The sequence below is a fragment of the Duganella zoogloeoides genome, from assembly GCF_034479515.1.
GTDB classification, from domain to species: Bacteria; Pseudomonadota; Gammaproteobacteria; order Burkholderiales; family Burkholderiaceae_D; genus Rugamonas; species Rugamonas zoogloeoides.
Genome location: NZ_CP140152.1, coordinates 3,047,768 through 3,072,787, shown reverse-complemented (window position 1 = coordinate 3,072,787; position 25,020 = coordinate 3,047,768). Strand labels below are relative to the sequence as shown.

Here is a 25,020-nt window from a genome sequence, read left to right as displayed (position 1 = left end):
AAAGGAAAGCTGGGCAGCAGCGACCTTGGGCCATGCCATTCCTGCTGCGAAGCATGACAAAGCAGCATGGCTCGCGGCCCGGTGCCGACCGTATAATCGACCGGCCCCATCATTTGAAAGGTTTTGTCCTGGAAGCGATCGAACTCCACTGCGGCGACAGTACCGCGCGCTTGTTGCCCGCGATAGGTGCGGCCATCGGCGCCTGGCAATGGCGCGGCAATGCGTTGCTGCATGCGCCCGACGGCAAGGTCGCGTGTTTTCCCATGGTGCCGTACGCCAACCGCATCGCGCACGGCCGTTTGCCGGGAGCGCAACCGCTGCCGCCGCACCCGGGCGAAGCGCACAGCCTGCATGGCGTGGGCTGGCAACGGCCCTGGCGCGTGATCGAACAACATGCCGCGCACGTCGTGCTGGGCTTGCAGCACCAGGCCGACCGGCACTGGCCGTTCGATTTTGCCGCCACGCTGTCGATCGCGCTCGGCGACAACTGGCTCACCCAAACGCTGTGGGTGACCAATACCGGCACGCGCACCATGCCGCTCGGGATGGGCTTTCACCCGTTTTTTTACAGCGCGGGTGCGACGCTGAGCGCCAACTGGGCGGGCCGCTGGGGCGTGTCGGCCGACCATTTGCCTACCGGCGCGGCGCCGCAACCGGTCGCACCGGGACCGCTGGACGTGGGGCCGTGGCAAGTGAACAATTGCTACACGGGCTGGGACGGCAAGGCGGTACTAAGCTACCCGGACTACGCGCTGCTGCTCAGTGCCGATCCGCTGTGCGGCTACCTGCAATGCTATCGGCCCGGGGCGGACAGTGATTTTGTTGCCTTGGAGCCCGTCACGCACATCCCCAATGCCCACCAGTTGCGAGCCGACGGCGTGGCCGGCACCGGCCTGCGCGACCTGGCGCCGGGCGCGGTCATGTCCGCCTGGATGACCTTGCAGGTTCTCGGTTAGGCCCGCAGGCCGGCCGGCAAGGCGCGTTGCTTGCGGCTGGCCGCCAGTTCGACCGCCGCCGCTTCGCGCAGCGCATCGACCATGATTTCCGCGCCCGGCGACAGCACGTGGCCCTGGCGCGTGATGATGCCGTACACGTCCATCCGCAGTTTCAGGTCGAACGGCAGCGCCACCAGTTCGCCGGCGGCCAGCTGCGCCTGCACCAGCTCTTTCGGCAGCGCCACCAGCATGTCGGTATTGGTCACCAGCGAGACCACCAGCGGCACCGACAGGGTTTCCACGGTTTCCACCGGCGGATCAAGGCCCTCGGACAGGAACAGCGCCGTCAGCCGGTCGCGCAGGATGCTGCCGGCCGGCGGTACGATCCACGACTGTTCCACCAGCTCGGCCAGTTGCAGGTTGGCGCGGCCCACCAGTGGGTGGGTGGCGCGCACGATCAGGTGGTGGACTTCGTCGGTGATCGGTTCGAAATTGAGCAGCGGCACGGTCGAGGTGTCGAGGATACGGCCCAGCACCATGTCGAGCTGGCCGTCGAGCAGGCGCTCCACCATCGATTTGCTGGTGCTGAAATCGACCACCAGGCTGGCCTTTTGCGACCGCGCCTTGAACAGCTTGATGGCCTGCATCAGGATATTGGTGGCGGGCGTGAGCACGCTGCCGATCGCCACCCGCCCGCCGATGCCGGACAGCAGGGTAGAAATCTCGAAGTGCGCGGCATCCATCTCGGCCAGCGCCACGCCGGCGCGGCGTATCAGCATCTTGCCGGCCCAGGTCGGTACCACGCCGCGCGCCATGCGTTCGAACAGCTGGATGCCGAGCACGTGTTCGAGGTCGCTGATCAGGCGCGACGCGGACGGCTGCGTCAGCCGCGCGGCGGCGGCGGCATTGGCGATCGACGCGTGGCGGCCCAGCTCGACCAGCAGGATCAGGTGCCGCATCTTGAGATGGCTGCGCACAAAACGGTCGGACACGGTATGACTCATGAATGAAGGCAAAAAAGATGGTCCTCGGATTATACCCGCGCCGTTTTCTCGGTCCGGCAGGCGGGCAGCCATGCCAAATCCGGTCATTGCTATGCCAAATCAGGATAGCCGCGCCGGCCCTACCCGTAAGACAATGTAGCAAAAACCCGCAAGGAATGGAGACTATGTCAGACAGAGTAAAAGACAAGGTGGTCATCGTCACCGGTTCGACCATGGGCATCGGCCGCGCGGTGGCGGCGCTGTTGCTGGAAGAGGGCGCCCAGGTGGTGCTCAACAGCCACCAGGACGATGCCCACGCGGCGTCCGTGCGCGACGAGTTGGGTGGTCCGAACAGCCTGTACGTGCAGGCCGACATTGCCGACCGCGCCCAGGTCGAGGCGCTGGTGGCGCAAACCCTGGCCCGCTTCGGGCGCGTCGATGCAGTCATCAACAACGCCGGCATGAACGTTTTTACCGATCCGCTGGCAATGACGGCCGGCGACTGGCAGCGCTGCCTCGCGGTGGACCTGGAAGGCGCGTGGAACGTGATCCGCGCGGTGCTGCCGGCTATGCTCGAACGCAGCTACGGCAATATCGTCAATATCGCCTCGGTGCACGGCCACAAGATTATCCCCGGCTGCTTTCCGTACCCGGTGGCCAAGCATGCGCTGATCGGCCTGACCAAGTCGCTCGGCATCGAATACGCTGCGCGCGGCATCCGCGTCAACTCCATTTCACCGGGGCTGATCCTGACCGAGAGTGCCGAAGCCTGGCTGGCCTCGTGCCCCGACCCGGCCGCCGAACGCGCGCGCCAGGAGCAGTTGCTGCCGGTGCGCCGCATCGGCACGCCGCGCGAAGTGGCCTACACGGCGCTGTTCCTTGCCAGCGACGAAGCCCGTTTCATCAATGCCACCGACATCCTGATCGACGGCGGCCGTTCGCAGCTGTATTGCGACTAGTTGGTCCCGGCCGCACTGCGGCCGGATGATTGCGACCGGTTCGCAGCAGATTGGCCCGCCGCGACCGGAATTTCCCATCCCTTGCACAACTAAAAAAAATGACCGAGACCCTCCTGCGCGCGGCCCTGGCTGCGCTAGTTTTCCCCGCCACGCTGGCGCAAGCCGACACCGTGCTTAAAATCGACGCCAGCGCGCCGGTGGCCGCCCCCTTGCAAGGCCACCTCAAGCAAGGCACGGCCGTATCGCCGACCGGCGTGCGCCTGGGCGCCAATAGCCAGTACCTCACGCGCGACGGCCAGCCGTGGTTCCCGGTGATGGGCGAATTCCACTACACGCGCTCGCCCGCCAGCGACTGGGAGCTCGAGCTGCGCAAGATGAAGGCGGCCGGCATCACGGTCGTGGCCAGCTACATCATCTGGAACCACCACGAGGAGCAGGCTGGCAAGTTCGACTGGAGCGAGCGCCGCGATTTGCGCCGCTTCCTGCAACTGTGCAAAAAAGTCGGACTGGAAGCAGTGGTGCGCATCGGCCCCTGGGCCCACGCCGAAGTGCGCTTCGGCGGCGTGCCGGAGTGGGTGGTGTACACCATGCCCACGCGCGGCGACGATCCGCAGTATCTGCACTATGTCGAACGGCTGTATGGCCAGATTGGTCGGCAACTGAAGGGATTGATGTTCAAGGACGGCGGCCCGGTGATCGGCGTGCAGCTGGAAAACGAATATAACCTGCGCGGTCCGGGCAAGGGCGCGGAACACATCAGCACGCTCAAGCGGCTGGCATTGAAGGCGGGCCTCGATGCGCCGCTGTACACGGTCACCGGCTGGGACGGCGCAGTGTATCCGCCCGGCGAGGTGACGCCCGTATTCGGCGGCTACGTCGATGAACCGTGGGCCACCAGCACGCGCGAACTGGCTCCGAAAGAAACCTACGCGTTCCGCTTCGATACCCGCGTCAGTGGCGACCTCGGTGCGCAGACCGTGACGCACGAGCGTGGCACGGCCGATGACGAAATCGGCAAAACGCCGTTCTTCGGCGCCGAATACGGCCCGGGCGTACCGTTCATGTACCGCCGCCGCCCCGTGATCGGCGCCGACGACGTCGCTTCGATGGTGCCGGTGCAGCTTGGTTCCGGTGTAAACCTGCTTGGGTACTACATGTTCCACGGCGGTCGCAATCCGGCCGGCCGCACCTGGCTGCAGGAAAGCACCGGCACCGGCGGCTACAACGACCTGCCGCTGATCAATTACGATTTCCAGGCGCCGCTGGGCCCGGACGGCCAGCAGCGGCAAGTGCTCACGCGCCTGCGCCCGTACCACTGGTTCCTGCAAGACTTTGGCGCGCGCCTGGCCACGATGACGGTGCGCAAGCCGGCCGCCGTGCCGGAGAACGCGGCCGACCTGGGCACCCCGCGCTACGCGGTGCGCAGCAACGGCGACAGCGGTTTTGTCTTCGTCAACAACCACGTGCGACAGTATGCAATGGCCGCACACAAGGACGTGCGCTTCGAGGTTGCCCTGCCCGGCGGCAAACTGACCTTCCCGAGTACGCCGGTGGATATCGCCGATGGCGATTATTTCATCTGGCCCTATAACTTCGACCTTGACGGCACGGTGCTCAAATCGGCCACCGCGCAACCGCTGGCGCGGCTCGACCTGGGCGCCGAGGGCGTGGTGTATGTATTTGCCGCGCACAAGCGCATTCCCGTCGAACTGGCCTTCGACCCGGCCATTGCGCCGCAGGTGCAGGCCCAGGGCGCCCGCGTGGCCGAGCGCGACGGCAAGCTGGTGATCGATCAGCTGCAACCGGGCACCGGTGCTGCCGTCACCATCGCCCGCAGCAAGGGCGGACCGGTGCGCGTGGTGGTGTTGACCGCCAGCCAGGCCGAACAGCTGACCATTGCCGACGTCGCCGGCAAGCGCCGCCTGCTGCTGAGCGAACAGCAACTGGTGGTCGATGGCGGCGCGCTGCAACTGCGCTCGGTGGGCAGCAGCGCCTTCCGCGTGGCCGTGTTCCCGGTGCTGACCAAGACGCCGACCGCTGCCGGTACCGTGAAAAAAGGGACGGACGGCATCTTCCAGACCTTTGCGGCCACGCTGCCCGAACGCCAGCTGACTGCCAGTATTGCGCCGTTGCGCGCGGCGCAAGCGGTACCGCCGCTGCTGATCGGCGGCAACGCCAAGGCGGCGCAGGAACCGGGCCCGGAAACCTTTGGCGCAGCCGCCTCGTGGCAGGTGACGGTGCCGCCGGCCCAGCTCAAGGGGCTCGACGACGCCTTGCTCGATATCGATTTCGTCGGCGACATCGGCCGCCTGTATGCGGGCGTGGAGATGCTCGACGACTGGTATTACAGCGGCTACCGCTGGCAATTCGGCCTGCGCCACCGCGGTGACCGCCTGGCGCAGCCGCTGACGGTCTCGGTGCTGCCGCTGCGCGCGGACGCACCGATCTACCTCGACAGCAAGGCCCGTCCCGACTTTGGCGGCCAGGCTCAGCTTGCGCAACTGCGTGCAGTGACGGTGACGCCGGTGTACCTGTTACGGCTCAGGGTGAATTAACCGGCCGCTGGAAGATCTCGAACGATCCATCTCCGCGCGCCTTGGCCGCATACATGGCGCTGTCGGCGTCTTGCAGCATGCCGGCCGTGGTGGCTGCGCCGCCCCGTGCCAGGCTGATGCCGACGGCGGCGCCCACGTTGACCAGCGTGCCGTGCACGCGGAACGGCGCTTTCAACGCCTCGATCAGGCGCAGGGCGATGGCGCGGGCGTCGGCGCTGTCGCCGCAGACGGCGGCCACCACGAATTCATCGCCGCCCAGCCGGGCCACCGCGTCGTCGGGCCGCATGCAGTGCTTCAGGCGTGCGCTCACCAGTTGCAGCAGCACGTCGCCGGCCGCGTGTCCCATGGTGTCGTTGACTTCCTTGAAGCCGTTGAGGTCCATGAACAGCAAGGCAGTCAAGGTATCGGCCGTGCCCGAGGCCAGCAGCCGGTCCACGTGCTGGTGCAGCCAGGCGCGGTTGGGCAGGCCGGTCAGGGCGTCGTGCGTGGCCCGTTCCTCGAAGTCGCGCAGCATTTCCTTGTCGCGCGTGATGTCGCGCGAGACCATGACGGCGCCCACGCACTGGCCGGTGGCCGGATCGATGATGGCGCTGGCCTTGGTGCCGAGCACGATGTAGTGGCCGTCGCGGTGCCGCTTGCGCACCTCCACCACGTTGGGCAGCACGCCGCCGCCGAGCACGCTGGACAACGCGGCTGCCGAGTGCTGCCGGTCGTCCGGGTGCAGGAACGCGATCACCGGCTGGCCCACCACGCTGGCCGGATTCCATCCCATCATCGATTCATACGATGGCGAAATCGACAGGTAATTGCCGGCGGTGTCGGCATGGGCGATCAGGTCCGTGGTGTTTTCGATCAGCAGGCGGTATTCCCCGGCTTCGCGGCGGGCGCTCTCGAGCGCCTCGTGGTGAGCGCTGAGGTCGGTGATGAAGCCGTGGTAACAGCCGGGCCCTGAAGGCAGCCCCGACAGGCGCACCCGGCGCGTGATGCCGTCGAGACAGCGCAGCGCAAACTCCACCTGGAACGGCGCGCCATGGCCGATGGCGGCGGCGATGGCTTCCCGGTCCTGCGTCATATCGCCGGCGTGCACCGTTGCCACCCACTCGGGCAGGGACAATCGTGCGGGGACCGCCAGCACCGCGACCGGGACGAGTTGTAAAATAGCAAAAGTACCCGACTGGTCGGTGGACCAGAGAGCGGAAAGCGGTAATTGGCTGGCGTTGTGCATGGACCGGCCGCACAGCGGGTGGCGCTGGCGGACTTTGGCGAACTGTAAAGGGGGTCTTCTGGGGACCACGCTAAACTGCTCGGCGTGGGCCATCGGGCGCAGTATAACGCGATGATTGAATGATTGTCGCACAGCATCACTATTATGTTAATAGCATGGGAAATCAAGTGGAACCAGTCGCAGCACCGGCAATCGATGCCGCCATCACGCCGGTCGACGTCGCATTGCATGTGGCGCATGGCAGCAAGCTCAACCTCGCCGACTTCCAGAATTCGGTGCCGCTGCTGCGGGAACTGGCGGTGGTCAACGACAGTGCGCATGAGCTCGTCGATTTGAATCTGCGCCTGACGTCGTTTCCACCGTTCCTCAAAGCCAAGACTTGGCTGATCGACGCCAGCGGCCCTCGTTCCCGCTACGGCATCGTCGACTGCGACGTCCAGCTGGACGGCATGCTGCTCGGCATACTGACCGAAGCCGAAACCTCGACCATCACGTTGACGCTGGTGACCAGGGCCGGCACCGGCCACGAGCGCGTGCTGGCGACATTGGAGCGCCAGGTCGAGCTGCTGCCGCGTAACCAGTGGGGCGGCTTGTCCCATTTGCCCGACCTGGTGGCAGCTTTCGTGCAGCCGAACGAGCCGGCCATCGACCGCCTGCTCAAGCAGGCTGCCGAGGTGCTGCGCCAGGCCGGCAAGAATCCTTCGCTCGACGGTTACCAGGGCGGCGCCCGCCGCGCCTGGGAGTTGACGTCCGCGCTGTGGACGGCCGTGGCCGGGCTGGGCATCGATTACGCCTTGCCGCCGGCGAGTTTCGAACACCGTGGCCAGAAGGTGCGCAGCGCCTCGCAGTTGATCGATGGGCGCATTGCCACCTGCCTCGACTTGACCTTGCTGTTTTGCTCGGCGCTGGAGCAGGCTGGTCTGAATCCCGTCATCGTATTCACCGAAGGGCATGCGTTTGCCGGCGTCTGGCTGCGCCAGGAAGAGTTTTCCACGGTGGTGGTCGATGACGTGACAGCCATCCGCAAGCGCCTGCGCTTGCAGGAACTGGTGTTATTCGAGACCACGCTGGCCGCCGCGCGGCCGGCGCCGTCGTTTACTCACGCGACGCAGATAGCCGCCGGCCAGCTGGCCGAAGCGGCGCAGGACCGGTTCGAGCTGCTGGTCGATATCCGCCGCGCGCGCATGCAGCGCATCAAGCCGCTGGCCAGCGCGGAAAGCCACAGCTTGGCGGCGCCCGGCGGCGACGCCATGCAGGCGACTGCCGCCACCTTCGACGACGGCGCCCCCGATCTGCCCGACGAGGTGCCGCAAGACGCGCCCGCACTCGATCCCAGGGACCGGCTGGCGCGCTGGCAGCGCAAGTTGCTCGACCTGTCGTTGCGCAACAACCTGCTCAATTTCAAGAGCGGCAAAAAGACCCTGCGGCTCGACGCGCCCGAACCGGCAGCGCTGGAAGACGCGCTGTCGGAGGGCGCGCCGATCCGGCTGGTGCCCCGGCCCGAGCTGATGGAGGGCAGCGATCCGCGCAACCAGGCCCTGCACGAGCAGCGCTCGCGCGAGGACGTGCGGCGCGAACATGCGCTCGATGCGCTGGCGCGGCGCGAGGTGTTCGTCAGCGTCGATGCCCAGGAACTCGAGGTACGGCTGGTGGACCTGTACCGCAGCGCCCGTACCACCTTGCAGGAGGGTGGCGCCAATACCCTGTTCCTGGCGCTGGGCTTTCTCAACTGGACCCGCGACGACAAGGCGGGGCAGGTGTACAAGGCGCCGCTGATCCTGGTGCCGGTGTCGTTGCAGCGCAAGAGTGCGCGCGCGGGTTTCACGGTGAGCCTGCACGAGGACGAGCCGCGCTTCAATCCCACCCTGGTCGAGATGCTGCGGCAGGACTTCCAGCTCAACCTGGGTGTGCTCGATGGCGCGCTGCCGCGCGATGGCGCCGGGCTCGACGTGGCGCAGATCTGGCGCACCGTCTCGCACGCGGTGCGCGACATCAAGGGCTGGGAAATCTCGGAAGAAGTGGTGCTGGCGCCGTTTTCGTTCGCCAAGTACCTGATGTGGGTGGACCTGGCGCAGCGTACCGACCAGCTGCGCCAGAGCCCCGTGGTGCGCCACCTGATCGATACGCCGCGCGAGCCGTATCAATCTGGCGCGCAGTCCACCCTGGCGTTCCCAATGCCCGAGCGGCTCGATGCAGACTACGCTCCCGAGCAGACCTTCTGCCCGCTGCCGGCCGATTCGTCGCAACTGTCGGCGGTGATGGCCGGCGCCAAGGGCAAGGATTTCGTCCTGATCGGCCCGCCCGGCACCGGCAAGAGCCAGACCATCGCCAACCTGATCGCCCAGTGCCTGGCCGAAGGCAAGCGCGTGCTGTTCGTGTCGGAAAAGATCGCCGCGCTCGACGTGGTCTATCGCCGCCTGCGCGAAGTAGGGCTGGGCGAGTTTTGCCTGGAACTGCATTCGAGCAAGGCGCGCAAGCTCGACGTCATCAACCAGTTGCACCGCGCGTGGGATGCGCAGGGCGACGTCGATCCCGAGGTTTGGCGTGCGCAGGCGTTGAAACTCAAGCGCCTGCGCGATGAGCTGAACCAGTACGTCGAGCGGCTGCACCAGCGCCATCGCAACGGCCTGACGATATTCCAGGCCATCGGCAACGTGGTCGATAGCGATGCCGATGCTGTACCCCGGGTCGAACTGACCTGGCCAGATGCCGATGCGCACGACCAGGGCCAGCTCGACGTCCTGCGCGAACTGACCGAACGCCTCAAGGTCAACGCCGCAGCCGTGGGCCAGCAGCATTTGCAGGGCGGCCCGCTGATGGCGATCGGCCAGACCGAGTGGACGCCGTCGTGGCAGCAGACCCTGATCGGCGCCGTGCGCGCCACGGCAACCGCAGCCGACGCCGTGCAACAAGCGCTGTCTCAGGTGGAAAATGCCACCGGCCTGGCAGGCTTGCCGACCGGCCGCCGCGCCAGATCGGCGCTTGCCGACCTGGTGCAGGTGCTGCCGCAGGCATTTGGTCACCAGTGGAGTTTTGTGTTTTTGCCGGATGCACGCGCGGCGCTTGGACGCTTGCGGCAGGCGATGGCGGCGTTTTCCCAAGCGTCTCAGCCGGCTGGCGCCGCGCATGCAACGATGCCAGCGATGGCGCTCGGTACCCAAGCGTCCCCGCAAGCACGCGGTTCGACATCCCGCAGCGGCCCCGCCTGGCTGCAAGCGATCATCGCCCGCAGCCGCAAGGCGCAGGTGCTGCTGACCGAGCGCGTGGCGTTGCTGAGCGCGCTGGGCAAACCGTGGGCGGCCGACATCGTGGCCGAACTCGAGCGGGGATTGCAACTGCTGGACGAACTCAAGTCCTGCGAGGGCGCCTTGTCCGTGCATTACGACCAGCGGATAGAACAACTCGACGTACGGCAACTGCACCGCGCGTGGAACGACGCCGAAGCCAGCATCTGGCCGCTGTCGTGGAATCGTAAGCGCCAGCTGACCAAAACGCTGGCGGACTGCATCTCAGGCGACGCCGATCCGGACCTCGCCAGGGATCTCGGCCTGCTGGTGCGCATGCGCGAGCTGCGCGCCGCCATCGACGATGCCTGGACCGAGCTGGATAACAGCGAGGCAACCGTGGCTCGCGTGCTGGCGTTCGAGGCGGCAGTCTCGAACGCGATTGCCGACCTGGCCGAGAGCGAAGACGACGCCGCCGTGCTGCGCCAGGCATTCGACATGCTGGTGGGCGACGGCAATACGCAACTGGCGCCGGATGGGGCGGTCGTCACTGCCGGCAACCGCTACCTGGCTGCCATTGGCACCCTGCAGGCCGCACTGGAGCACCTGGCGCAGGCCGGCATGTTCAGCGTGGGCGTGGCGATGCAGTTCGACGAGCTGGCGCTCAGCGACCTGGCCGCGCGTTGCGCCCGCATCATGGCGGCCGAGCCGCGCCTGAAGTCGTGGTGCGCCTGGCGCAAGGTGCGCGCCGAAGCGCAGTCACAAGCGCTGGGGCCGCTGGTGGGCGCCCTTGAAACCGGACTGGTGGCCCCGGCACAGGCGCTGCGCACGTTCGAGATCAACTACAGCCGCTGGTGGCTCAACCGCGCGGTGGACAAAGAGGATGTGATCCGTAACTTTGTTTCGGCCGAGCACGAAAAGCGCATCGGCGACTTCCGCGCGCTTGACCGCCAGTTCACCGACGTCACCCGCGCCTGGGTGCTGGCACAGCTGTGCGCCGGCATGCCGCGCGCCGACGAAGTCACCCGCAATTCCGAATGGGGTGTGCTGCGCCACGAAATCGGCAAGAAAAAGCAGCACATGCCGCTGCGCGAACTGATGCACAGCATCCCGACCGCGCTGGCCAGGCTGGCGCCATGCTTGTTGATGAGCCCGTTGTCGATTGCCCAGTACCTGGCGGCCGACACCAGCGCCTTCGACCTGGTGGTATTCGATGAAGCATCGCAAATCCCGGTATGGGATGCCATCGGCGCCATGGCGCGCGGCAAGCAGGTAGTGATGGTGGGCGACCCCAAGCAGTTACCACCAACGTCGTTCTTCGACCGCGCCGATGCCTCCGAAGACGACGAGGACGTCGAAATCGACCTGGAAAGCATCCTCGACGAATGCATGGGCGCCAACCTGCCCACCATGAACCTGTCGTGGCACTACCGCAGCCGCAACGAATCGCTGATCGCGTTTTCCAACCACCGCTACTACGGTGGCGCCCTGGTGACGTTCCCGTCGCCGGTGGCCGAAGACAAGGCGGTCAGTTTCCACCACGTGGCCGGCGTGTACGACAAGGGCGGGGCGCGCATCAACCAGCTGGAGGCCAAAGCGCTGGTCGCGGACATCGTCGCCAAGCTCAAGGCGCCCGGCTTCCGCGAGTCAAGGCTCACCATCGGCGTGGTCACCTTCAATACCGAGCAGATGCACCTGATCGAAGACTTGCTCGACGAGGAACGGCGCAAGGACCCGGCGCTGGAACCGTATTTCCTCGAATCGGAACCGGAGCCGCTGTTCGTCAAGAACCTGGAATCGGTGCAGGGCGACGAGCGCGACATCATTTATTTCTCGGTTACCTACGGTCCCGACCAGGGCGGCGGCGTCTCGATGAATTTCGGCCCGATGAACCGCGATGGCGGCGAGCGCCGCCTGAACGTGGCCATCACCCGTGCGCGCTGCGAGTTGCGGGTGTTCTCCAGCCTGAAGGCGGAACAGTTCGACCTGTCGCGCACCCAGGCGGCCGGAGTGCGCGATCTCAAGCACTTCCTGGCATTTGCCGAACGCGGCCCGCGCGCGCTGGCCGAAGCCACCAAGGGCAGCCTCGGCGGTTTCGACAGCCCGTTCGAGGCAGCGGTGGCCAGCGCGCTCACTGCGCGCGGCTGGCAGGTGCACACGCAGATCGGCGCGTCGTCGTTCCGGGTGGACCTGGCCATCGTCCACCCCGATGCGCCCGGTGTCTATTTGTGCGGCGTGGAATGCGACGGCGCCACCTACCACCGCTCAGCCACGGCCCGCGACCGCGACCTGCTGCGCGAACAGGTGCTGCGCGGACTGGGCTGGGAAATACTGCGGATCTGGTCCACCGACTGGTGGATCGACCGGGCGGGGACGCTGGACCAGGTGCACACCGAACTGGAGCGACTGCTGGAAACCAGCCGGCAGCAGCGCAGCGAGGTGGTCGGGCCTTAGGCCACCGGCCGCACCGGCTTGCCCTCGGCCCAGGCTACCGGCAGGCGCGGCGGGGCGGCCGGATCCAGGCTGCTTGCCGTATCGAGCCGGGCGATCTGCTCGGCCGTCAACACCAGCGCCACTGCGCCCAGGTTGTCCGCCAACTGTTCAACCGAACGCGGTCCGAGGATCGGCACCGCGCCATGGGTGCCGGCCCAGGCGATGGCTACCTGGCCCGGCGTGGCGCCCAGTTCTTCTGCGACCGCGATCACGGTATCGAGAATGCGGCTGCGCTGGGCCGAGTCTTCGGCCTGGAATACCTTGCCGCCCAACGCCTCCGCGCGTCCCGTTTGCCCTTGCCGGTATTTGCCGGTCAACATGCCACCGCCCAGCGGCGACCACGTGACCACGCCCAATCCGAGCGCATGCGCGGCAGGCAGCAGGTCCGCTTCGGGCTGGCGGTGGACCAGGCTGTGTTCGAACTGGGCGGCGGCGATCGGCACCGCGCGGGTCAGCTCGGCCACGGTGGCGGCGCGGGCCAGGCGCCAGGCCGGGAAGTTCGACAGGCCCGCGTACAGGATCTTGCCGGCGCGGGCCAGGTCGTCGAAGCCGCGCACGAGTTCGTCCAGCGGCGTGTCGGCGTCGGGGTGGTGGGCCCAGAACAGGTCGATGCGGTCGGTGTTGAGGCGTTTCAGGCTCGCTTCCACCGACGCCACCATGGCCTTGCGGCTATTGCCGGTCACCAGGCGGTTGGCATTGGGCACGGCGCCATTGGTGTACTTGGTGGCCAGCAGGAAATCCTCGCGCCGGCCTTGCAGCAGGGTGCCCAGCAATGTTTCGGACTGGCCGAACTGGTAGATGTCGGCCGTGTCGATGAAATTGCCGCCGGCTTCGGCATAGGCGTTGAAGACGGCGGCGCTGGCGCCGGCATCGGCGCCATGACCCCAGCCGGTGCCGAAATTGGCCGTGCCGAGGGCGACCTGGGAAATCATCAAGCCGGTCGTGCCGAATGCGCTGTATTTCATCGTGCTCTCCAAAGTATGCGGTCAGGGATTTATATGATGATCGTCATCATAGCGCTTGTCAACGATTGTTATGATGATCGACATGAATAAAGCCGGAGTGGATTCTTGTCAACAGTGCGTAGGTGAGGCGGCCTGGATGCTAGACTTTGCAGCCCAACCGCAGCATGCTGTTGCGGTCTTCACTCAGCAAAGAGGTTCATTTGCCCAAGCGATTCTTCCAATCTATCCTGCTGTGCCTGATGCTGGCCATGAGCATGCCCGCAGCCATGGCCGCTGCGCCCAAGGCGCCAGCGCCGGCGGCGGAAACCCCCACCGACAACCTGGGCCGCGAAACGCCGCGTTCGGCCGTGGCCGGCCTGATCGGCGCCTTGGCCGAGCTCGACTATGACCGGGCCGCCCAGTACTTCGATGTGCCCGATCCGGCCAACAACCGCCAGCAACTGGCGGTCGCCACCCAGGCCCGCACCTTCCACGCCATGCTCGACGACAGCGGTTCGCTCAAGCCGTTTGCGGCGCTGTCGAACCAGGAGACCGGCAAGCTCGACGACGAGCTCGATGCCGACAAGGAAGACATCGGTGAAGTCACCCTGCAGGAAAAGAAAATCCCGATCGTGATGACGCGCAGCGCCGACGGCGAGCCCAGGATCTGGCGCATCTCGAAAGAGACGCTGAGCCAGATCTCGGCGGCGGCCCGCCGCGTGCCGGTTCCGGCCGCCCCGGCGGAAAACGAGGTGCTCATCGGCGGTGCGCCGCTCAAGGACTGGGCCACGCTGCTGGGCCTGGGCGTGGCGATTTTCGGCGGCTTGTGGCTGCTCTCGGTGGTACTGGTGGTCGGCACCCGCCGCTTGCTGTCCGATCCGGCAGCCAGCAGCCCGTTCCGCTTCTTCGAGGCAGCGCTGCCGCCGTTCAGCCTGCTCGTGGGCGTGTTCGTGTTCTATAACTGGGCCGACCAGTTGCCGGTGTCGATCGTGGCGCGCCAGACCTTGCTGCGCTACACCGGCATCGTTACCGCCATCGCGGTGGTGTGGTTCAGCCTGCGGCTGGTCGATGGCATCGCCGACCTGGCCATTACGCGCATGCAGCGCCACCAGCGCAGGCAAGTGGTGTCCGTGATCATCCTGGTGCGGCGCGCCGTGAAATTCCTGCTGCTGGCGTTTTCCGTCATCGCCATCCTCGACACCTTCGGCATCGACGTCACGACCGGGATCGCCGCGCTCGGTATCGGCGGTATCGCGCTGGCGCTGGGCGCCCAGAAGACCGTGGAAAACCTGGTGGGCAGCGTCACCCTGATCGCCGACCGGCCGCTGCAGGTGGGCGACTTCGTCAAGGTGGGCGACGTGGTCGGCACGGTGGAAGACGTGGGCATCCGTTCCACCCGCATCCGCACCGGCGAGCGCACCGTGGTGACGGTCCCCAACGGCGACCTGTCGGCGCGCCAGATCGAGAATTACGCCGACCGCGACCGGTTCCTGTTCAACCCGATCATCGCGATTGCCTACAGCACGCCGTCGGCCAAGCTGCGCGAGGCGATATCGATCGTGCAGCAGATCATTTCCGGTAATGTGAACATGGCCGAAGGCGGCCGCGCGCGCCTGGGCAATATCAGCGACCGCTCGTTCAATATTGAAGTTTTTTCCTACATCAACGTGAAGGAATTCGATACCCAGGTCATTATCCGCGAGGAGCTGCTGCTGAACATCTACGAGCAGCTTGAAGCAGCCGGCATCGAGCTGGCTTTCCCGACCCAGACCGTGGTGTATCTGAGCAAGAACCCGGAAGAGGGCGACGACGTGCCGGTGCTGGTGCGTCCCTGATTACCGCTTGACGAAATAGCCCGATACACGCCAGGTGCCGTCAGCGTCCAGCATCGGCGTGACGGTCTCGACCACGCCGGCCTTGTTGGCGTACTCGCTGGTGTACCGGATCACCACGTATTCACCCTTGGGGGCGCCGGGCAGGCTCTGGGTGTAGTCGGCGGCGGCGAGGGTGCGGCTTTTCAGCGGGCCGAGCGGGCCGCGTACCGACTTCAGACTGTTTTCCCACTGCGCCTTGGTGACAGCCTTCTTGAAGGCGCTGGCACTTTCCTCCCAGTTCTTGTCGTACTGGCCGGCATCGGCTGAAGCCAGCCATTGCTCCGCCGCGTTTTTCGCTTTGGATACCGCGCCGGTATTGTCGGCGTGCACTGGCGCGCAGAGCAGGGCAGAAGCGACGATGAACAGCGGGGCCAGGTGGCGCATGGAAAGTCCTTGTTGAAAAAAAGTAATCAGCAAGATTAGCATATCGGCATGGCGCAAAAATGCGCGCTTTGTCACCGTGGCGCGTGGCCGGTAACGGCTATGTCCGCCAGCGCTTGCCCAAGCTCCTGCCGCAGCGCCGCCAGGTGCTGACCTATGGCCTCCGTTGCACCTGCATCGGCGAGTTGTTCGATCCGGTGGCAACGTTGCGATAGCGCGGCGGCGCCCAGGAAGGCGGCCGCACCGCGCAGGCTGTGGGCGGCCAGCGCCACTGCGGCCGTATCGCCTTGTGCCAGGCCCTGCCCGATGATCTGCAACAGGCGCGGGCCTTCGGTCTGGAACGCGGCGCGCAAGGCGCGCTGCAAGGTGTCGTCGGCCGGCGCCAGGTCGGCCACGCCGAACATCGTGTCCAGTTGACGGCGCGGGTCGGTTGCGGTTTGTGCGCCGGCCAGGGGCTTGCCGAGGGCCTGTAACGCCATCAACTGGCGCGCGATTTCGGCGTGCAGGTCGGCCTCGTCCACCGGCTTGGCCAGAAAGCCGTTGGCGCCCGCCGCCAGGAAGCTCCGGCGTTCTTCCACCGTGGCGTTGGCTGTCAGCGCGATCACCGGTACTTGCGGGTCGCGCACGCCGTCCATGCCGGCGCGCAGGCGCCGCAGCGCGGCAATGCCGTCCATGCGCGGCATGCGCCCGTCCATGATCACCAGGTCGTAATCGCGCGCGGCCAGTTGCTCCAGCGCTGCCACGCCGTCTTCGGCGATGGTGATGGCATGGCCCATTTCGCCCAGCAATTCGCGCAGGATGATCTGGTTGGTGCTGCCGTCTTCGGCGCACAGTACCGCCAGGCGGGCGCCATGCGGCTCGCGTGGCGCGACGGCCGATTGTGGCGCCGGTGTGCCGGGCGCCAGCGGCAGATAGACGCGGAACACGCTGCCCACGCCGGGCTCGCTGCCGGCTTCGATGCGGCCGCCCATGGCGGCGGCGATATTCTTGCAGATCGCCAGGCCCAGGCCGGTGCCGCCGTACTTGCGGGCAGTGCCGGCGTCCGCTTGCGCGAACTTCTGGAACAGGCGGTCGAGAGCGTCGGCGGCAATGCCGATGCCGCTGTCGCGCACGCTGAGCACTATCCCGTCGCTGTCGGCGGCGGCGCCCAGGCGCACTTCGCCATGGTCGGTGAACTTGATGCCGTTGCCCACCAGGTTGACCACGATCTGGCGCACCCGCGTCGGGTCGCCGCGCCACCAGGCGGGCAAGCCAGGGTCGAGATCGGCAATCAGCGAAATGCCCTTGGCCTCGGCACGGTCGGCCAGCAGGTCCACCACGTCGTGCAGCAGGGCCGGCAGGTCGAAGTCGAGCGTTTCAAGCGGCATCTTGCCCGCTTCCAGGCGCGAGAAATCAAGGATGTCATTGATGATTTGCAGCAGTACTTCGGCGTTGCTGAGGCCGACGCGCAGCTTTCCGACGGTGTCAGACGGCAGTCCCGCGTCCTTCAGCGCCGAGCGCAGCATGCCGATCACCCCGCCCAGCGGGGTGCGGATCTCGTGGCTGATCATGGCCAGGAAATCGCTTTTAAGCTGGTTCGAGACTTCGGCCGCCCGCTGCGCAGCCAGCGACTCGGCCTGGCGCACTTGCGAGGCCTGCAGGGCGGTTTCGCGCTGCTGCAGGGCGAGGATGTGGGCACGCTGGCGCGCCAATGCGCCGTCGAGCCCGTGCAACAGGTAGGTGCAGGAAATGGTCAGCACGGCGGCGACCAGCAAGAAATTAATTGTGAGCAGGATCCAGTGCGCCAGCGGGCTGATCACCAGGACGGCCACGCCGGTTTCGATGCCGCCGGCCACGCCCGCCACGAGCAAGGTGGCGCTGCACCACAGCAAGGCGCAGAAGGCTGCCCGGCTGCCGATCAGCACCGTGCACAGCACCGGCACTGCCATCAGGTAAATCTGCGACAGCGGGCCGATGGAAAACAGCACTGCCACCGCAATCAGGTAGGCGATCGCCAGCAGCGCGCCGGCGCGCCAGCGGTAGGACAGCCCGCGCCGGAAATTGAGCACGGCCATGCCGGTGACGGCAACGATGTCGGCCACGACCAGCATCCAGTGGCCCTGCCTGGCGCCGCCCCACAGGCTGGGCAGCATCACCAGCAAACCTAGCCAGAAAGCAGCGCTGCACAGGCCGTCCAGCAGCCGGGCGCGCCAGCCGTGCAGGTCCAGGTCGCCCTGGTCGAGGGCGGCGCGCAGGGCGCGTACCGGAAAGCTGTCTAACAAGGGGAACTCGCGTATTGAGGTGGTCAGCGGGGAATTCTACTACTTTTTACGCATGGAAATTAACAGCTGATGCTCCGGTAGACCGACGAGTAATGCGCATCTTGATGATTGATGCTGATTGCCAACGATTGCAAAAGAGTAGCAATGATACAATCGGGCAACCCCCGCCAACCCGTCTGCCAGCCCATGATCGTTTCATCCGCAACCGATTTCCGCGCCGTCGCGCGACGCAAGCTTCCTCCGTTCCTGTTCCACTATCTCGACGGCGGCGCCGGCGCCGAGCAGACCTTGCGCGCCAACGTCGATGACCTGCAACAGATCAACCTGCGCCAGCGCATCCTGCAAGGGTCGGAAGACCTGGACCTGACCACCGAGTGGTTCGGCAACACCTACGGCATGCCGATTGCGCTGGCGCCGGTGGGCCTGACCGGCATGTACGCGCGCCGGGGTGAGGTGCAGGCTGCGCGCGCGGCCAGTGCGCGCGGCATTCCATTCATCCAGTCCACGGTGTCGGTGTGTCCGCTGGCCGAGGTAGCCAAGGCGATCGACAAGCCGCTGTGGTTCCAGCTGTATGTGCTCAAGGACCGCGCCTTCATGCGCGACGTCTTGCAGCGCGCCAAGGCGCTGGGCGCCACCACGCTGGTATTCACCGTTGATATGCCGGTGCCTGGCGCACGCTACCGCGATGCCCACAGCGGCATGAGCGGCCCCAACGCTGCGCTGCGGCGCATGCTGCAGGCGGTCACGCACCCGGGCTGGGCCTGGGACGTGGGCCTGCACGGTCGCCCGCACGACCTCGGCAATATTTCGACCTATCGCGGCCAGGTGACCGGGCTGGCCGACTACATCGGCTGGCTGGGCAATAATTTCGACCCGGCCATCGGCTGGAGCGACCTGCAGTGGATCCGCGACGAGTGGGAAGGGCCGATGGTGATCAAGGGCATCCTGGAAGCGGACGATGCGCGCGCCGCGCTGTCGTTCGGTGCGGACGGCATCGTTGTCTCGAACCATGGCGGCCGCCAGCTCGACGGCGCGCTGTCCACCGCGCGCGCGCTGCCGGCAATTGCCGAGGCAGTCAAAGGCAAGATGACCATCTTTGCCGACGGCGGCGCCCGTACCGGCACCGACATCTTCCGCCTGCTGGCGCTGGGCGCGGACGGTGTACTGCTGGGCCGGGCGTTCGTGTATGCGCTCGCGGCGCAGGGCCAGGCTGGCGTGGACAAGCTGCTGGCCATCCTGGAAAAAGATATCCGGACCACCATGGTGCTCACGGGCGTAAAATCGGTGCGCGAGATTGGCCCGCACTTGTTGGCCTGAACCTGGAGTATTAATGAAGGTACGTTTGTGGACCGTGGTGGTGGTGGCTGCGTTGGCAGCCCCGGCCGTCGCCCAGCGGGTGGAACCAGTCCCGGTTCCGGCTCCAGCGCCGGACTTGCCGCTGTGGGAAGTCGGCTTGTTTGGCGGCGCCGCCAGCACGCCGGCCTATCCGGGCGCCGATGACCGTTCGCAGCGGGCACTGGTGTTGCCGATGGTGATTTATCGCGGCAAGGTGCTGCGCGCCGACCGTTCCGGCATCGGTGCGCGCTTGCTCAACACCGACCGGGTGGAACTCGACGTCGGCTTCGCCTTGTCGCTGCCGGCCAAGTCCGACGACGTGGGAGCGCGCGCCGGCATGCCCGACCTCAATTCGTTACTGGAATTCGGCCCGCGCCTGAAAGTGCGCCTGGCCGAGACCGGGATGTCGCGCCTGCGGCTGGAGCTGCCGTTGCGGGTGCCGCTGGAACTGGGCAATGGCTTCAAACGCCAGGGCCTGGTGTTCGAGCCGCGCCTGGTGGCGGAGACCGGCGACCGCAGCGGCCTGTGGCAAGCCGACGCCAACCTCGGCATGGTCTTCGGTAACGCCCGCTTGAACCAGTATTTTTACGACGTGGCGCCGCAATACGCCACCGCCGAGCGACCCGCCTACCAGGCGGACGCCGGCCTGATGATGACCCGGCTGGGCGTGAGCCTGTCGCGCCGCGTGTCACCCGACTGGCGCCTGTTCGGCTTTACCCGCTACGACAACCTGAGCCACGCGGCCAACCGCGACAGCCCCTTGCTGCGCAAGAACAGCGGCTGGTCGGCCGGTATCGGCTTTACGTGGACCATCCACAGGTCGGCGGCGCGGGCGTGGGAGTAAATCGCAGGCCCGGCGCTGCCGGTCAGTGATCGGTATGCAGGTACGACGGCGTCTTCGGCAGGCGGGTGCTGAACAGGAAGGCGATCACCATCATCACCGTCACATAGACGAAGAACCAGTTTTCGTGGCCCAGGTTCTTGAAGGTCAGGCCCACGAATTCGGCCGAGCCGCCGAAGATGGCGTTGGCGATCGCGTACGAGAAGCCCACGCCCAGCGCGCGCACTTCTGGCGGGAACATTTCCGCTTTTACCAGGCCGCCGATCGACGTGTACAGGCTGACGATGGCCAGGGCCAGCGTGATCAGCAGGAATGCCAGCACCGGGCTGTCGTTACCGCGCAGCATGGCCAGGATCGGGAAGGTGGCGATGGCGCCCAGGGCGCCGAACAACATCATCGAGTTGCGGCGGCCGATGCGGTCGGCAAGCATGCCGAACAGCGGCTGCATGCACATGTACAGGAACAGCGCGCCGGTCATCACGATACTGGCGGTCTTGGCCGGCATGCCGGCGCTGTTGACCAGGTATTTCTGCATATAGGTGGTGAAGGTGTAGAAGATCAGCGAGCCGCCGGCCGTGTAGCCGATCACGGTAATGAAAGCTGCGCGGTGGTGCTTGAAGATGTAGGCCAGGGTGCCGGCTTCCTTGTTGTTCATGTCGGCGGCCTTGCTGGTCTCGTGCAGGGTGCGGCGCAGCAGCAGCGACACCACGGCGGCAATCGCGCCGATCACGAACGGAATGCGCCAGCCCCAGGCCTTCAGCTCGGCTTCGGTCAGGAATACTTCCAGGATCACCACCGTCAACACGGCCAGCAACTGGCCGCCGATCAGGGTCACGTACTGGAACGACGAGAAGAAGCCGCGCTGGCCGCGCAGCGCCACTTCGCTCATATAGGTGGCGGTGGTGCCGTACTCGCCGCCCACCGACAGGCCCTGGAACATGCGCACTATCAGCAGCAGGATCGGCGCCGCCACGCCAATGGTGGCGTAGGTCGGCAATACGGCAATCGCCAGCGAGCCGCCGCACATCATCATCACCGAGATCATCATCGATTTCTTGCGGCCCACGCGGTCGGCAATACGGCCGAACAGCCAGCCCCCGATCGGACGCATCAGGAAGCCGACCGCGAACACGGCGGCGGACTTCAGGAATTCGGTGGTGGGGTTACCGCTGGGGAAAAACTGGCTGGCGAAGTAGATCGAGGCAAACGAATAAACGTAAAAGTCGAACCATTCGACCAGGTTGCCGGAGGAAGCGCTGATGATGGCAAACACGCGTTTGCGTTTTTCCTCGGCGCTGTAATGGGGTTGTGTTGTGGCGGTCATGCTGCTCCCGTTGCTGTAAGTAGATATCACGTTCCTGAAGATGTTTCATTCATGAACAATGTTTCTGATTGTAAAGCATCTTCGACAACAGCGTGTGCCGCGTTGGTACAGCCTGTTCTTTCAGACAGTGTGGCCAGGGTTAGCGAGCGCACGTTGAACGGGTTTCTGTCCGTGTATCTTTTAACAAACTAACCAAAGGAGCATCGCCATGAATTTGGATAAGCCTGTCAACAAGCCCGTCAACCAGTCTGCCACCAACCCTGACCTGGTCACCGGCCACGAACCGACTTTTGTCGACACCCTGCCGGATCGCGTCAGGCAACTGCTCGATCAAACCAGCTCCAAGCTGGCCCACAACGAGCTGCGCGAGTGGGGCAAGCTGCTGCTGACGCAGGCGCCGGCCATCCAGGCAGGCATCGCCCGCCGGGTGGACAAGCGCACGGTCAAGAAAACCGCGATTGCGGCGGTGGCGCTGGGCGTGGGCTATTACCTGCTCAAGCGCCGCTGACATTGCCCGGCACCGCAGCCATGGCCCAGCCGCTGGCGCACCCATGGCAGCCATGGCGGCCGACCGACCCCATGCTCACCTTGCGTTAAAACAAATCTGAATATTTCCTGCGATCTACAATTTCGCAATGGCAATATACAGAACCCTTCCTCGCCGTCGCCAGGGCGGCGTCACTGCGCTCATGTTCATCATGATTCTGATGGGCCTGCTAGTGTTCAGCGGCATGGCGCTCGACCTGGCCCTGGTGCAATATCGTCGCCAGGAGCTCGATCTCGCCGCGCGCACGGTGGCGGTGGCCGCTGCCCAGCAGCTCAATGGCAAAACCAGCGGCATCGACAACGCGTTGGCAAAGGGGGCGGAGGCGCTGGCCGACCTGCGCTACCGCTATGGCGCGCGCCGGTTGGCGTGGCGCGATGACATGCTGTCGTTCGGCGCCACGCCAACCGGCGGCTGGCAGAGCGCGGATGCGGCCCGGGCGGCGGCGGCGGGACTGCTGTTCGTGCGCGCTGATACCGGCAAGCTCGATGCGGCAGTGGGCTCGGTCGCGCTGTTCATCATCAGGCTGCTTCACTCTTCCATGCAATCGGTGGCGGTGGCCGCCACCGCCGTGGCGGGCCGCTCCGGCATCGACGTCATGCCGCTGGCGGTGTGTGCGATGTCCGAAGCGGCCGGTGCCAAGCGCCTCAATACCGGTCCGCCGGCCACCGAGGAATTGGTGGAATACGGCTTCCGGCGCGGCGTCGCCTACGATCTGATGCAACTTAATCCGGACGGCGTCGTTCCCGTCAGCTTCGTGATTCATCCCACGCTGGCAGCTGGGCAAGCCGGCGGCGCTGGCGTTGCCGCCGGACTGAGCGATGCTGTGGTGGGACCGCACGTATGTACCGGCCAGCTGGGCATTACTACGTTGCAGGGCGGCAAGTTGATGGTGGCGCAGCCGTTTCCGCTGGCAGCGTTGTACCGCCAGCTCAATTCGCGTTTCGCCCAGTACGAAAACAACCTGTGCGCGGCCGCGACCGCGGTGGTGGACCGTAACTCGCGGCCGTATCTGCGCGACGGCGGCGTGCCGTGGATGGCCGCCACGCCCAATGAGCAAGGGGCGCAGGTCATTACCAGCGGCGGCAAGCGCCGCACCATCGCCGACCTGTCGCCAGCGCCCGCCGGCACCGACCCTAAAGCATACGGACCGTTGTGGGCCTATGCCAGGGCGGTGCCGTTCAGCGAATGGAAGGAGGGCGTCGATGAACCGGCGGCCGGTTACGCGACCTTTGGCGCCGGCGATTGGGCCAGCCTGTACGCCCCGGGCGCGCCCGCCGCCAAGAGCTATCCCGGCACCATCCCGTACCAGAGCACGAGCGGGACCAATTTCCAGGCGCCGCCGTTGGTGCAAAAGGGCGTGACCAATCGCCGCGTGCTCAACGTGCCCTTGCTGGCCTGTCCGGTGGCGGCCGGCGGGCCCGAGCCGGCCACCGTGCTGGCCATCGGCAAATTCCTGATGACGGTACCGGCCACGCCCACCACGCTGTATGCGGAGTTTGGCGGCCTGGCGCCCGAGCACACCCTGGGCGGTCCGGTGGAGTTGTACCGGTGAACGCCATGCGCAGGGCGGGCGGCCTGGTGACGGCGGAATTTTCGCTGGTGCTGGTGGTATTCCTGACCGTCGCCTGCGGGGTGCTGGAAGTGGGACGCGCCATGTACCTGTACAACGCCTTGTACATGGTGACGCAGCGCGCGGCGCTTGCCGCTGCCAGCGCCGACTTTTCCAACCCGCAAGCGATGGCGGCGGTGCGCCAGCGCGCGGTGCTGCGCACGATGCCCGGCAACCTGATCATGGGCGCGCCGGTCAGCGATGCCCATGTGCGTATCGACTACATGTCGTTGTCCGGCGCCGGCACCGAAGTGATGCAGCCCATCGCCGCCGGCAACATGCCAGCGTGCCCGGTGAACAACCGCATCGCCTGCATGAAGGATCCCAACAGCGCCGCGTGCATCCGGCTGGTGCGGGTACGGATCTGCGATCCGGCCGTCACTGACAAATGCGACCTGACCGCCTATCGCGCCATGTTCCCGCTGGTGAAGCTGCCTCTGGAACTGCCGATGTCCACGACGATCGCCGCTGTGGAGACCCTGGGCGCCGCGCCTGGCGACGAACCTTGTCCGTAGCGAGGTTCAGCCATCGACCCCGGTGGTGGCGAAGCGCTCGCGGTACGTGCGCGGCGTGATGCCGAGCTTTTTCATGAACACGCGCCGCATATGGGCTTCGTCCGTGAAGCAGGCGCGCGCCGCCACCGTCTTGAGCGGCAGCGCCAGGTCGGCCAGCAGCTGGGTGGCGCGCTCGAACCGGCACAGCTCGATGAACTCCTGCGTGCTCAGGCCCACCTCCTGCTGAAACACGCGGGCGAAATGGCGCTCGCTCATCATCGCGCGCTGCGCCAGTTGCGCCACGGTGAGCTTTTCGTCCAAGTGCTCGAGGATCCAGTTCTGCAGCTCGCGGATGGTGGGACGGGTGGTGCGCTCGCTGAGCAGGTGGGCGCTGAACTGCGATTGTCCGCCCGGGCGTTTCAGATACACGACCATCTCGGTGGCCACTTCCAGCGCCAGGTCGCGGCCGTAGTCCTCCTCCACCAGCGCCAGCGCCAGGTCGATGCCGGCGGTGACGCCCGCTGACGTCCATACATTGCCGGAGCGCAGAAAGATCGCGTCGGCATCGACTTCGATGGCCGGGTACTCGGCTTGCAGCCGCTCGGCCACGCTCCAGTGGGTGGTGGCGCGCCTGCCATCGAGGACGCCGGCGGCGGCCAGGAAAAAGGCGCCCGAGCACAGCGCCGTCAACGCCTTGATGCGCGGCGCCACGGCGGCCACCCATGCGATGATGGCGGCGCTGTCCACCAGCGCTTCCCGGATGTGGCGCGCGCCGACGATGATGGCGTTGTCGGGCAATGCCAGCGGATCAAGGGCCTTGGTGGCGTCGAGCGACATCAGGGTGTCGGAACGTACCGGGCCGGCCTGGCACGAGGCGATGCGCACGTCGTAGCCGGGCGGGTGGCCGCGCCGCTGCAAATGCAGGTTGGCGTACTCGAAAACGGACATGGGGCCGACGGCTTCCATGGCCTTGAAGCCGGGGTAGACCACGATGTCGATGGTGATTGCTGCGGGTGTGACTGTCATGAAGCGCTGG

At 66.1% G+C, this 25,020-nt stretch carries 17 protein-coding genes; 10 read left to right on the top strand and 7 right to left on the bottom strand.

Translation table 11 applies throughout. The annotated features are described in order from the left end of the window. Nucleotides 1–53 precede the first annotated feature (53 nt). Complete coding sequence (locus SR858_RS13555; protein WP_322534592.1) at nt 54–956, top strand: aldose epimerase family protein; 903 nt, start codon at nt 54–56, stop codon at nt 954–956. On the opposite strand, the gene SR858_RS13550 is transcribed toward SR858_RS13555, so the two are convergent. Further along, nucleotides 953–1,927, bottom strand: coding sequence for a LysR family transcriptional regulator (locus SR858_RS13550; RefSeq protein WP_019924345.1), 975 nt, complete (start codon nt 1,925–1,927; stop codon nt 953–955). The two genes, SR858_RS13555 and SR858_RS13550, sit on opposite strands and share 4 nt — an antisense overlap. 176 nt (nt 1,928–2,103) lie before the next feature. On the opposite strand from SR858_RS13550, the gene SR858_RS13545 reads away from it, so the two are divergent. After that, entirely contained in the window at nt 2,104–2,877 is a 774-nt protein-coding gene (locus SR858_RS13545) for an SDR family oxidoreductase (RefSeq protein ID WP_026637745.1), read from the top strand. A gap of 98 nt (nt 2,878–2,975) precedes the next feature. After that, nucleotides 2,976–5,432, top strand: a complete 2,457-nt coding sequence (locus SR858_RS13540) for a beta-galactosidase (protein ID WP_019924347.1) — start codon at nt 2,976–2,978, stop codon at nt 5,430–5,432. Here SR858_RS13540 and SR858_RS13535 read toward each other — a convergent pair. Further along, nucleotides 5,419–6,657: a diguanylate cyclase domain-containing protein gene (locus SR858_RS13535; RefSeq protein ID WP_040378149.1), complete on the bottom strand. Its 1,239-nt coding sequence runs from the start codon at nt 6,655–6,657 to the stop codon at nt 5,419–5,421. The two genes, SR858_RS13540 and SR858_RS13535, sit on opposite strands and share 14 nt — an antisense overlap. Nucleotides 6,658–6,824: 167 nt before the next feature. Here SR858_RS13535 and SR858_RS13530 point away from each other — a divergent pair, with 167 nt between their 5' ends. Further along, on the top strand, nt 6,825–12,335 hold the full coding sequence (locus SR858_RS13530) for a DUF4011 domain-containing protein (RefSeq protein WP_322534591.1): 5,511 nt from the start codon (nt 6,825–6,827) through the stop codon (nt 12,333–12,335). On the opposite strand, the gene SR858_RS13525 is transcribed toward SR858_RS13530, so the two are convergent. Next, nucleotides 12,332–13,339: an aldo/keto reductase gene (locus SR858_RS13525; RefSeq protein WP_019924350.1), complete on the bottom strand. Its 1,008-nt coding sequence runs from the start codon at nt 13,337–13,339 to the stop codon at nt 12,332–12,334. The two genes, SR858_RS13530 and SR858_RS13525, sit on opposite strands and share 4 nt — an antisense overlap. 200 nt (nt 13,340–13,539) lie before the next feature. Between SR858_RS13525 and SR858_RS13520 the strand changes: the two genes are divergently transcribed. Next, entirely contained in the window at nt 13,540–15,153 is a 1,614-nt protein-coding gene (locus SR858_RS13520) for a mechanosensitive ion channel family protein (protein WP_322534590.1), read from the top strand. Here SR858_RS13520 and SR858_RS13515 read toward each other — a convergent pair whose 3' ends face one another. Both SR858_RS13515 and SR858_RS13510 read right to left on the bottom strand, forming a co-directional pair. Beyond that, entirely contained in the window at nt 15,154–15,576 is a 423-nt protein-coding gene (locus SR858_RS13515) for a DUF4019 domain-containing protein (protein ID WP_019924352.1), read from the bottom strand. Between the two features lie 71 nt (nt 15,577–15,647). Continuing rightward, nucleotides 15,648–17,834, bottom strand: a complete 2,187-nt coding sequence (locus SR858_RS13510; protein WP_019924353.1) for an ATP-binding protein — start codon at nt 17,832–17,834, stop codon at nt 15,648–15,650. Nucleotides 17,835–18,020: 186 nt separating this feature from the next. Between SR858_RS13510 and lldD the strand changes: the two genes are divergently transcribed. Further along, nucleotides 18,021–19,151 carry an FMN-dependent L-lactate dehydrogenase LldD gene (gene lldD, locus SR858_RS13505; protein ID WP_019924354.1) on the top strand — a complete coding sequence of 377 codons (1,131 nt, stop codon included), beginning with the start codon at nt 18,021–18,023 and terminating at the stop codon, nt 19,149–19,151. A gap of 13 nt (nt 19,152–19,164) precedes the next feature. Continuing rightward, on the top strand, nt 19,165–20,013 hold the full coding sequence (locus SR858_RS13500) for a MipA/OmpV family protein (RefSeq protein ID WP_019924355.1): 849 nt from the start codon (nt 19,165–19,167) through the stop codon (nt 20,011–20,013). Nucleotides 20,014–20,035: 22 nt separating this feature from the next. Here the strand turns inward: SR858_RS13500 and SR858_RS13495 are convergent, their stop codons facing one another. Then, nucleotides 20,036–21,334: an MFS family transporter gene (locus SR858_RS13495; protein WP_019924356.1), complete on the bottom strand. Its 1,299-nt coding sequence runs from the start codon at nt 21,332–21,334 to the stop codon at nt 20,036–20,038. 208 nt (nt 21,335–21,542) lie between these two features. Here SR858_RS13495 and SR858_RS13490 point away from each other — a divergent pair, with 208 nt between their 5' ends. The 3 genes from SR858_RS13490 to SR858_RS13480 all read left to right on the top strand — a co-directional run bounded on the left by SR858_RS13490 (nt 21,543) and on the right by SR858_RS13480 (nt 24,005). Further along, the gene (locus tag SR858_RS13490) at nt 21,543–21,842 is read left to right on the top strand and encodes a hypothetical protein (RefSeq protein WP_019924357.1); all 300 of its coding nucleotides are present in this window, start codon (nt 21,543–21,545) and stop codon (nt 21,840–21,842) included. A 181-nt stretch (nt 21,843–22,023) separates the two neighbouring features. Next, nucleotides 22,024–23,433: a hypothetical protein gene (locus tag SR858_RS13485; protein WP_019924358.1), complete on the top strand. Its 1,410-nt coding sequence runs from the start codon at nt 22,024–22,026 to the stop codon at nt 23,431–23,433. A gap of 5 nt (nt 23,434–23,438) precedes the next feature. Continuing rightward, nucleotides 23,439–24,005, top strand: a complete 567-nt coding sequence (locus tag SR858_RS13480; RefSeq protein WP_040378172.1) for a TadE family protein — start codon at nt 23,439–23,441, stop codon at nt 24,003–24,005. 6 nt (nt 24,006–24,011) lie between these two features. Here SR858_RS13480 and SR858_RS13475 read toward each other — a convergent pair whose 3' ends face one another. Then, the gene (locus SR858_RS13475; protein WP_019924360.1) at nt 24,012–25,010 is read right to left on the bottom strand and encodes a GlxA family transcriptional regulator; all 999 of its coding nucleotides are present in this window, start codon (nt 25,008–25,010) and stop codon (nt 24,012–24,014) included. Nucleotides 25,011–25,020 lie beyond the last annotated feature (10 nt).

Excerpts from the sequence above, each read along its gene's own strand:
- SR858_RS13555 (WP_322534592.1), top strand. The coding sequence starts at position 54 with ATGACAAAGCAGCATGGCTCGCGGCCCGGTGCCGACCGTATAATCGAC.
- SR858_RS13545 (WP_026637745.1), top strand. The coding sequence starts at position 2,104 with ATGTCAGACAGAGTAAAAGACAAGGTGGTCATCGTCACCGGTTCGACC.
- SR858_RS13540 (WP_019924347.1), top strand. The coding sequence starts at position 2,976 with ATGACCGAGACCCTCCTGCGCGCGGCCCTGGCTGCGCTAGTTTTCCCC.
- SR858_RS13535 (WP_040378149.1), bottom strand. The coding sequence starts at position 6,657 with ATGCACAACGCCAGCCAATTACCGCTTTCCGCTCTCTGGTCCACCGAC.
- SR858_RS13525 (WP_019924350.1), bottom strand. The coding sequence starts at position 13,339 with ATGAAATACAGCGCATTCGGCACGACCGGCTTGATGATTTCCCAGGTC.
- SR858_RS13515 (WP_019924352.1), bottom strand. The coding sequence starts at position 15,576 with ATGCGCCACCTGGCCCCGCTGTTCATCGTCGCTTCTGCCCTGCTCTGC.
- lldD (WP_019924354.1), top strand. The coding sequence starts at position 18,021 with ATGATCGTTTCATCCGCAACCGATTTCCGCGCCGTCGCGCGACGCAAG.
- SR858_RS13500 (WP_019924355.1), top strand. The coding sequence starts at position 19,165 with ATGAAGGTACGTTTGTGGACCGTGGTGGTGGTGGCTGCGTTGGCAGCC.
- SR858_RS13495 (WP_019924356.1), bottom strand. The coding sequence starts at position 21,334 with ATGACCGCCACAACACAACCCCATTACAGCGCCGAGGAAAAACGCAAA.
- SR858_RS13490 (WP_019924357.1), top strand. The coding sequence starts at position 21,543 with ATGAATTTGGATAAGCCTGTCAACAAGCCCGTCAACCAGTCTGCCACC.
- SR858_RS13485 (WP_019924358.1), top strand. The coding sequence starts at position 22,024 with ATGTTCATCATGATTCTGATGGGCCTGCTAGTGTTCAGCGGCATGGCG.
- SR858_RS13480 (WP_040378172.1), top strand. The coding sequence starts at position 23,439 with ATGCGCAGGGCGGGCGGCCTGGTGACGGCGGAATTTTCGCTGGTGCTG.
- SR858_RS13475 (WP_019924360.1), bottom strand. The coding sequence starts at position 25,010 with ATGACAGTCACACCCGCAGCAATCACCATCGACATCGTGGTCTACCCC.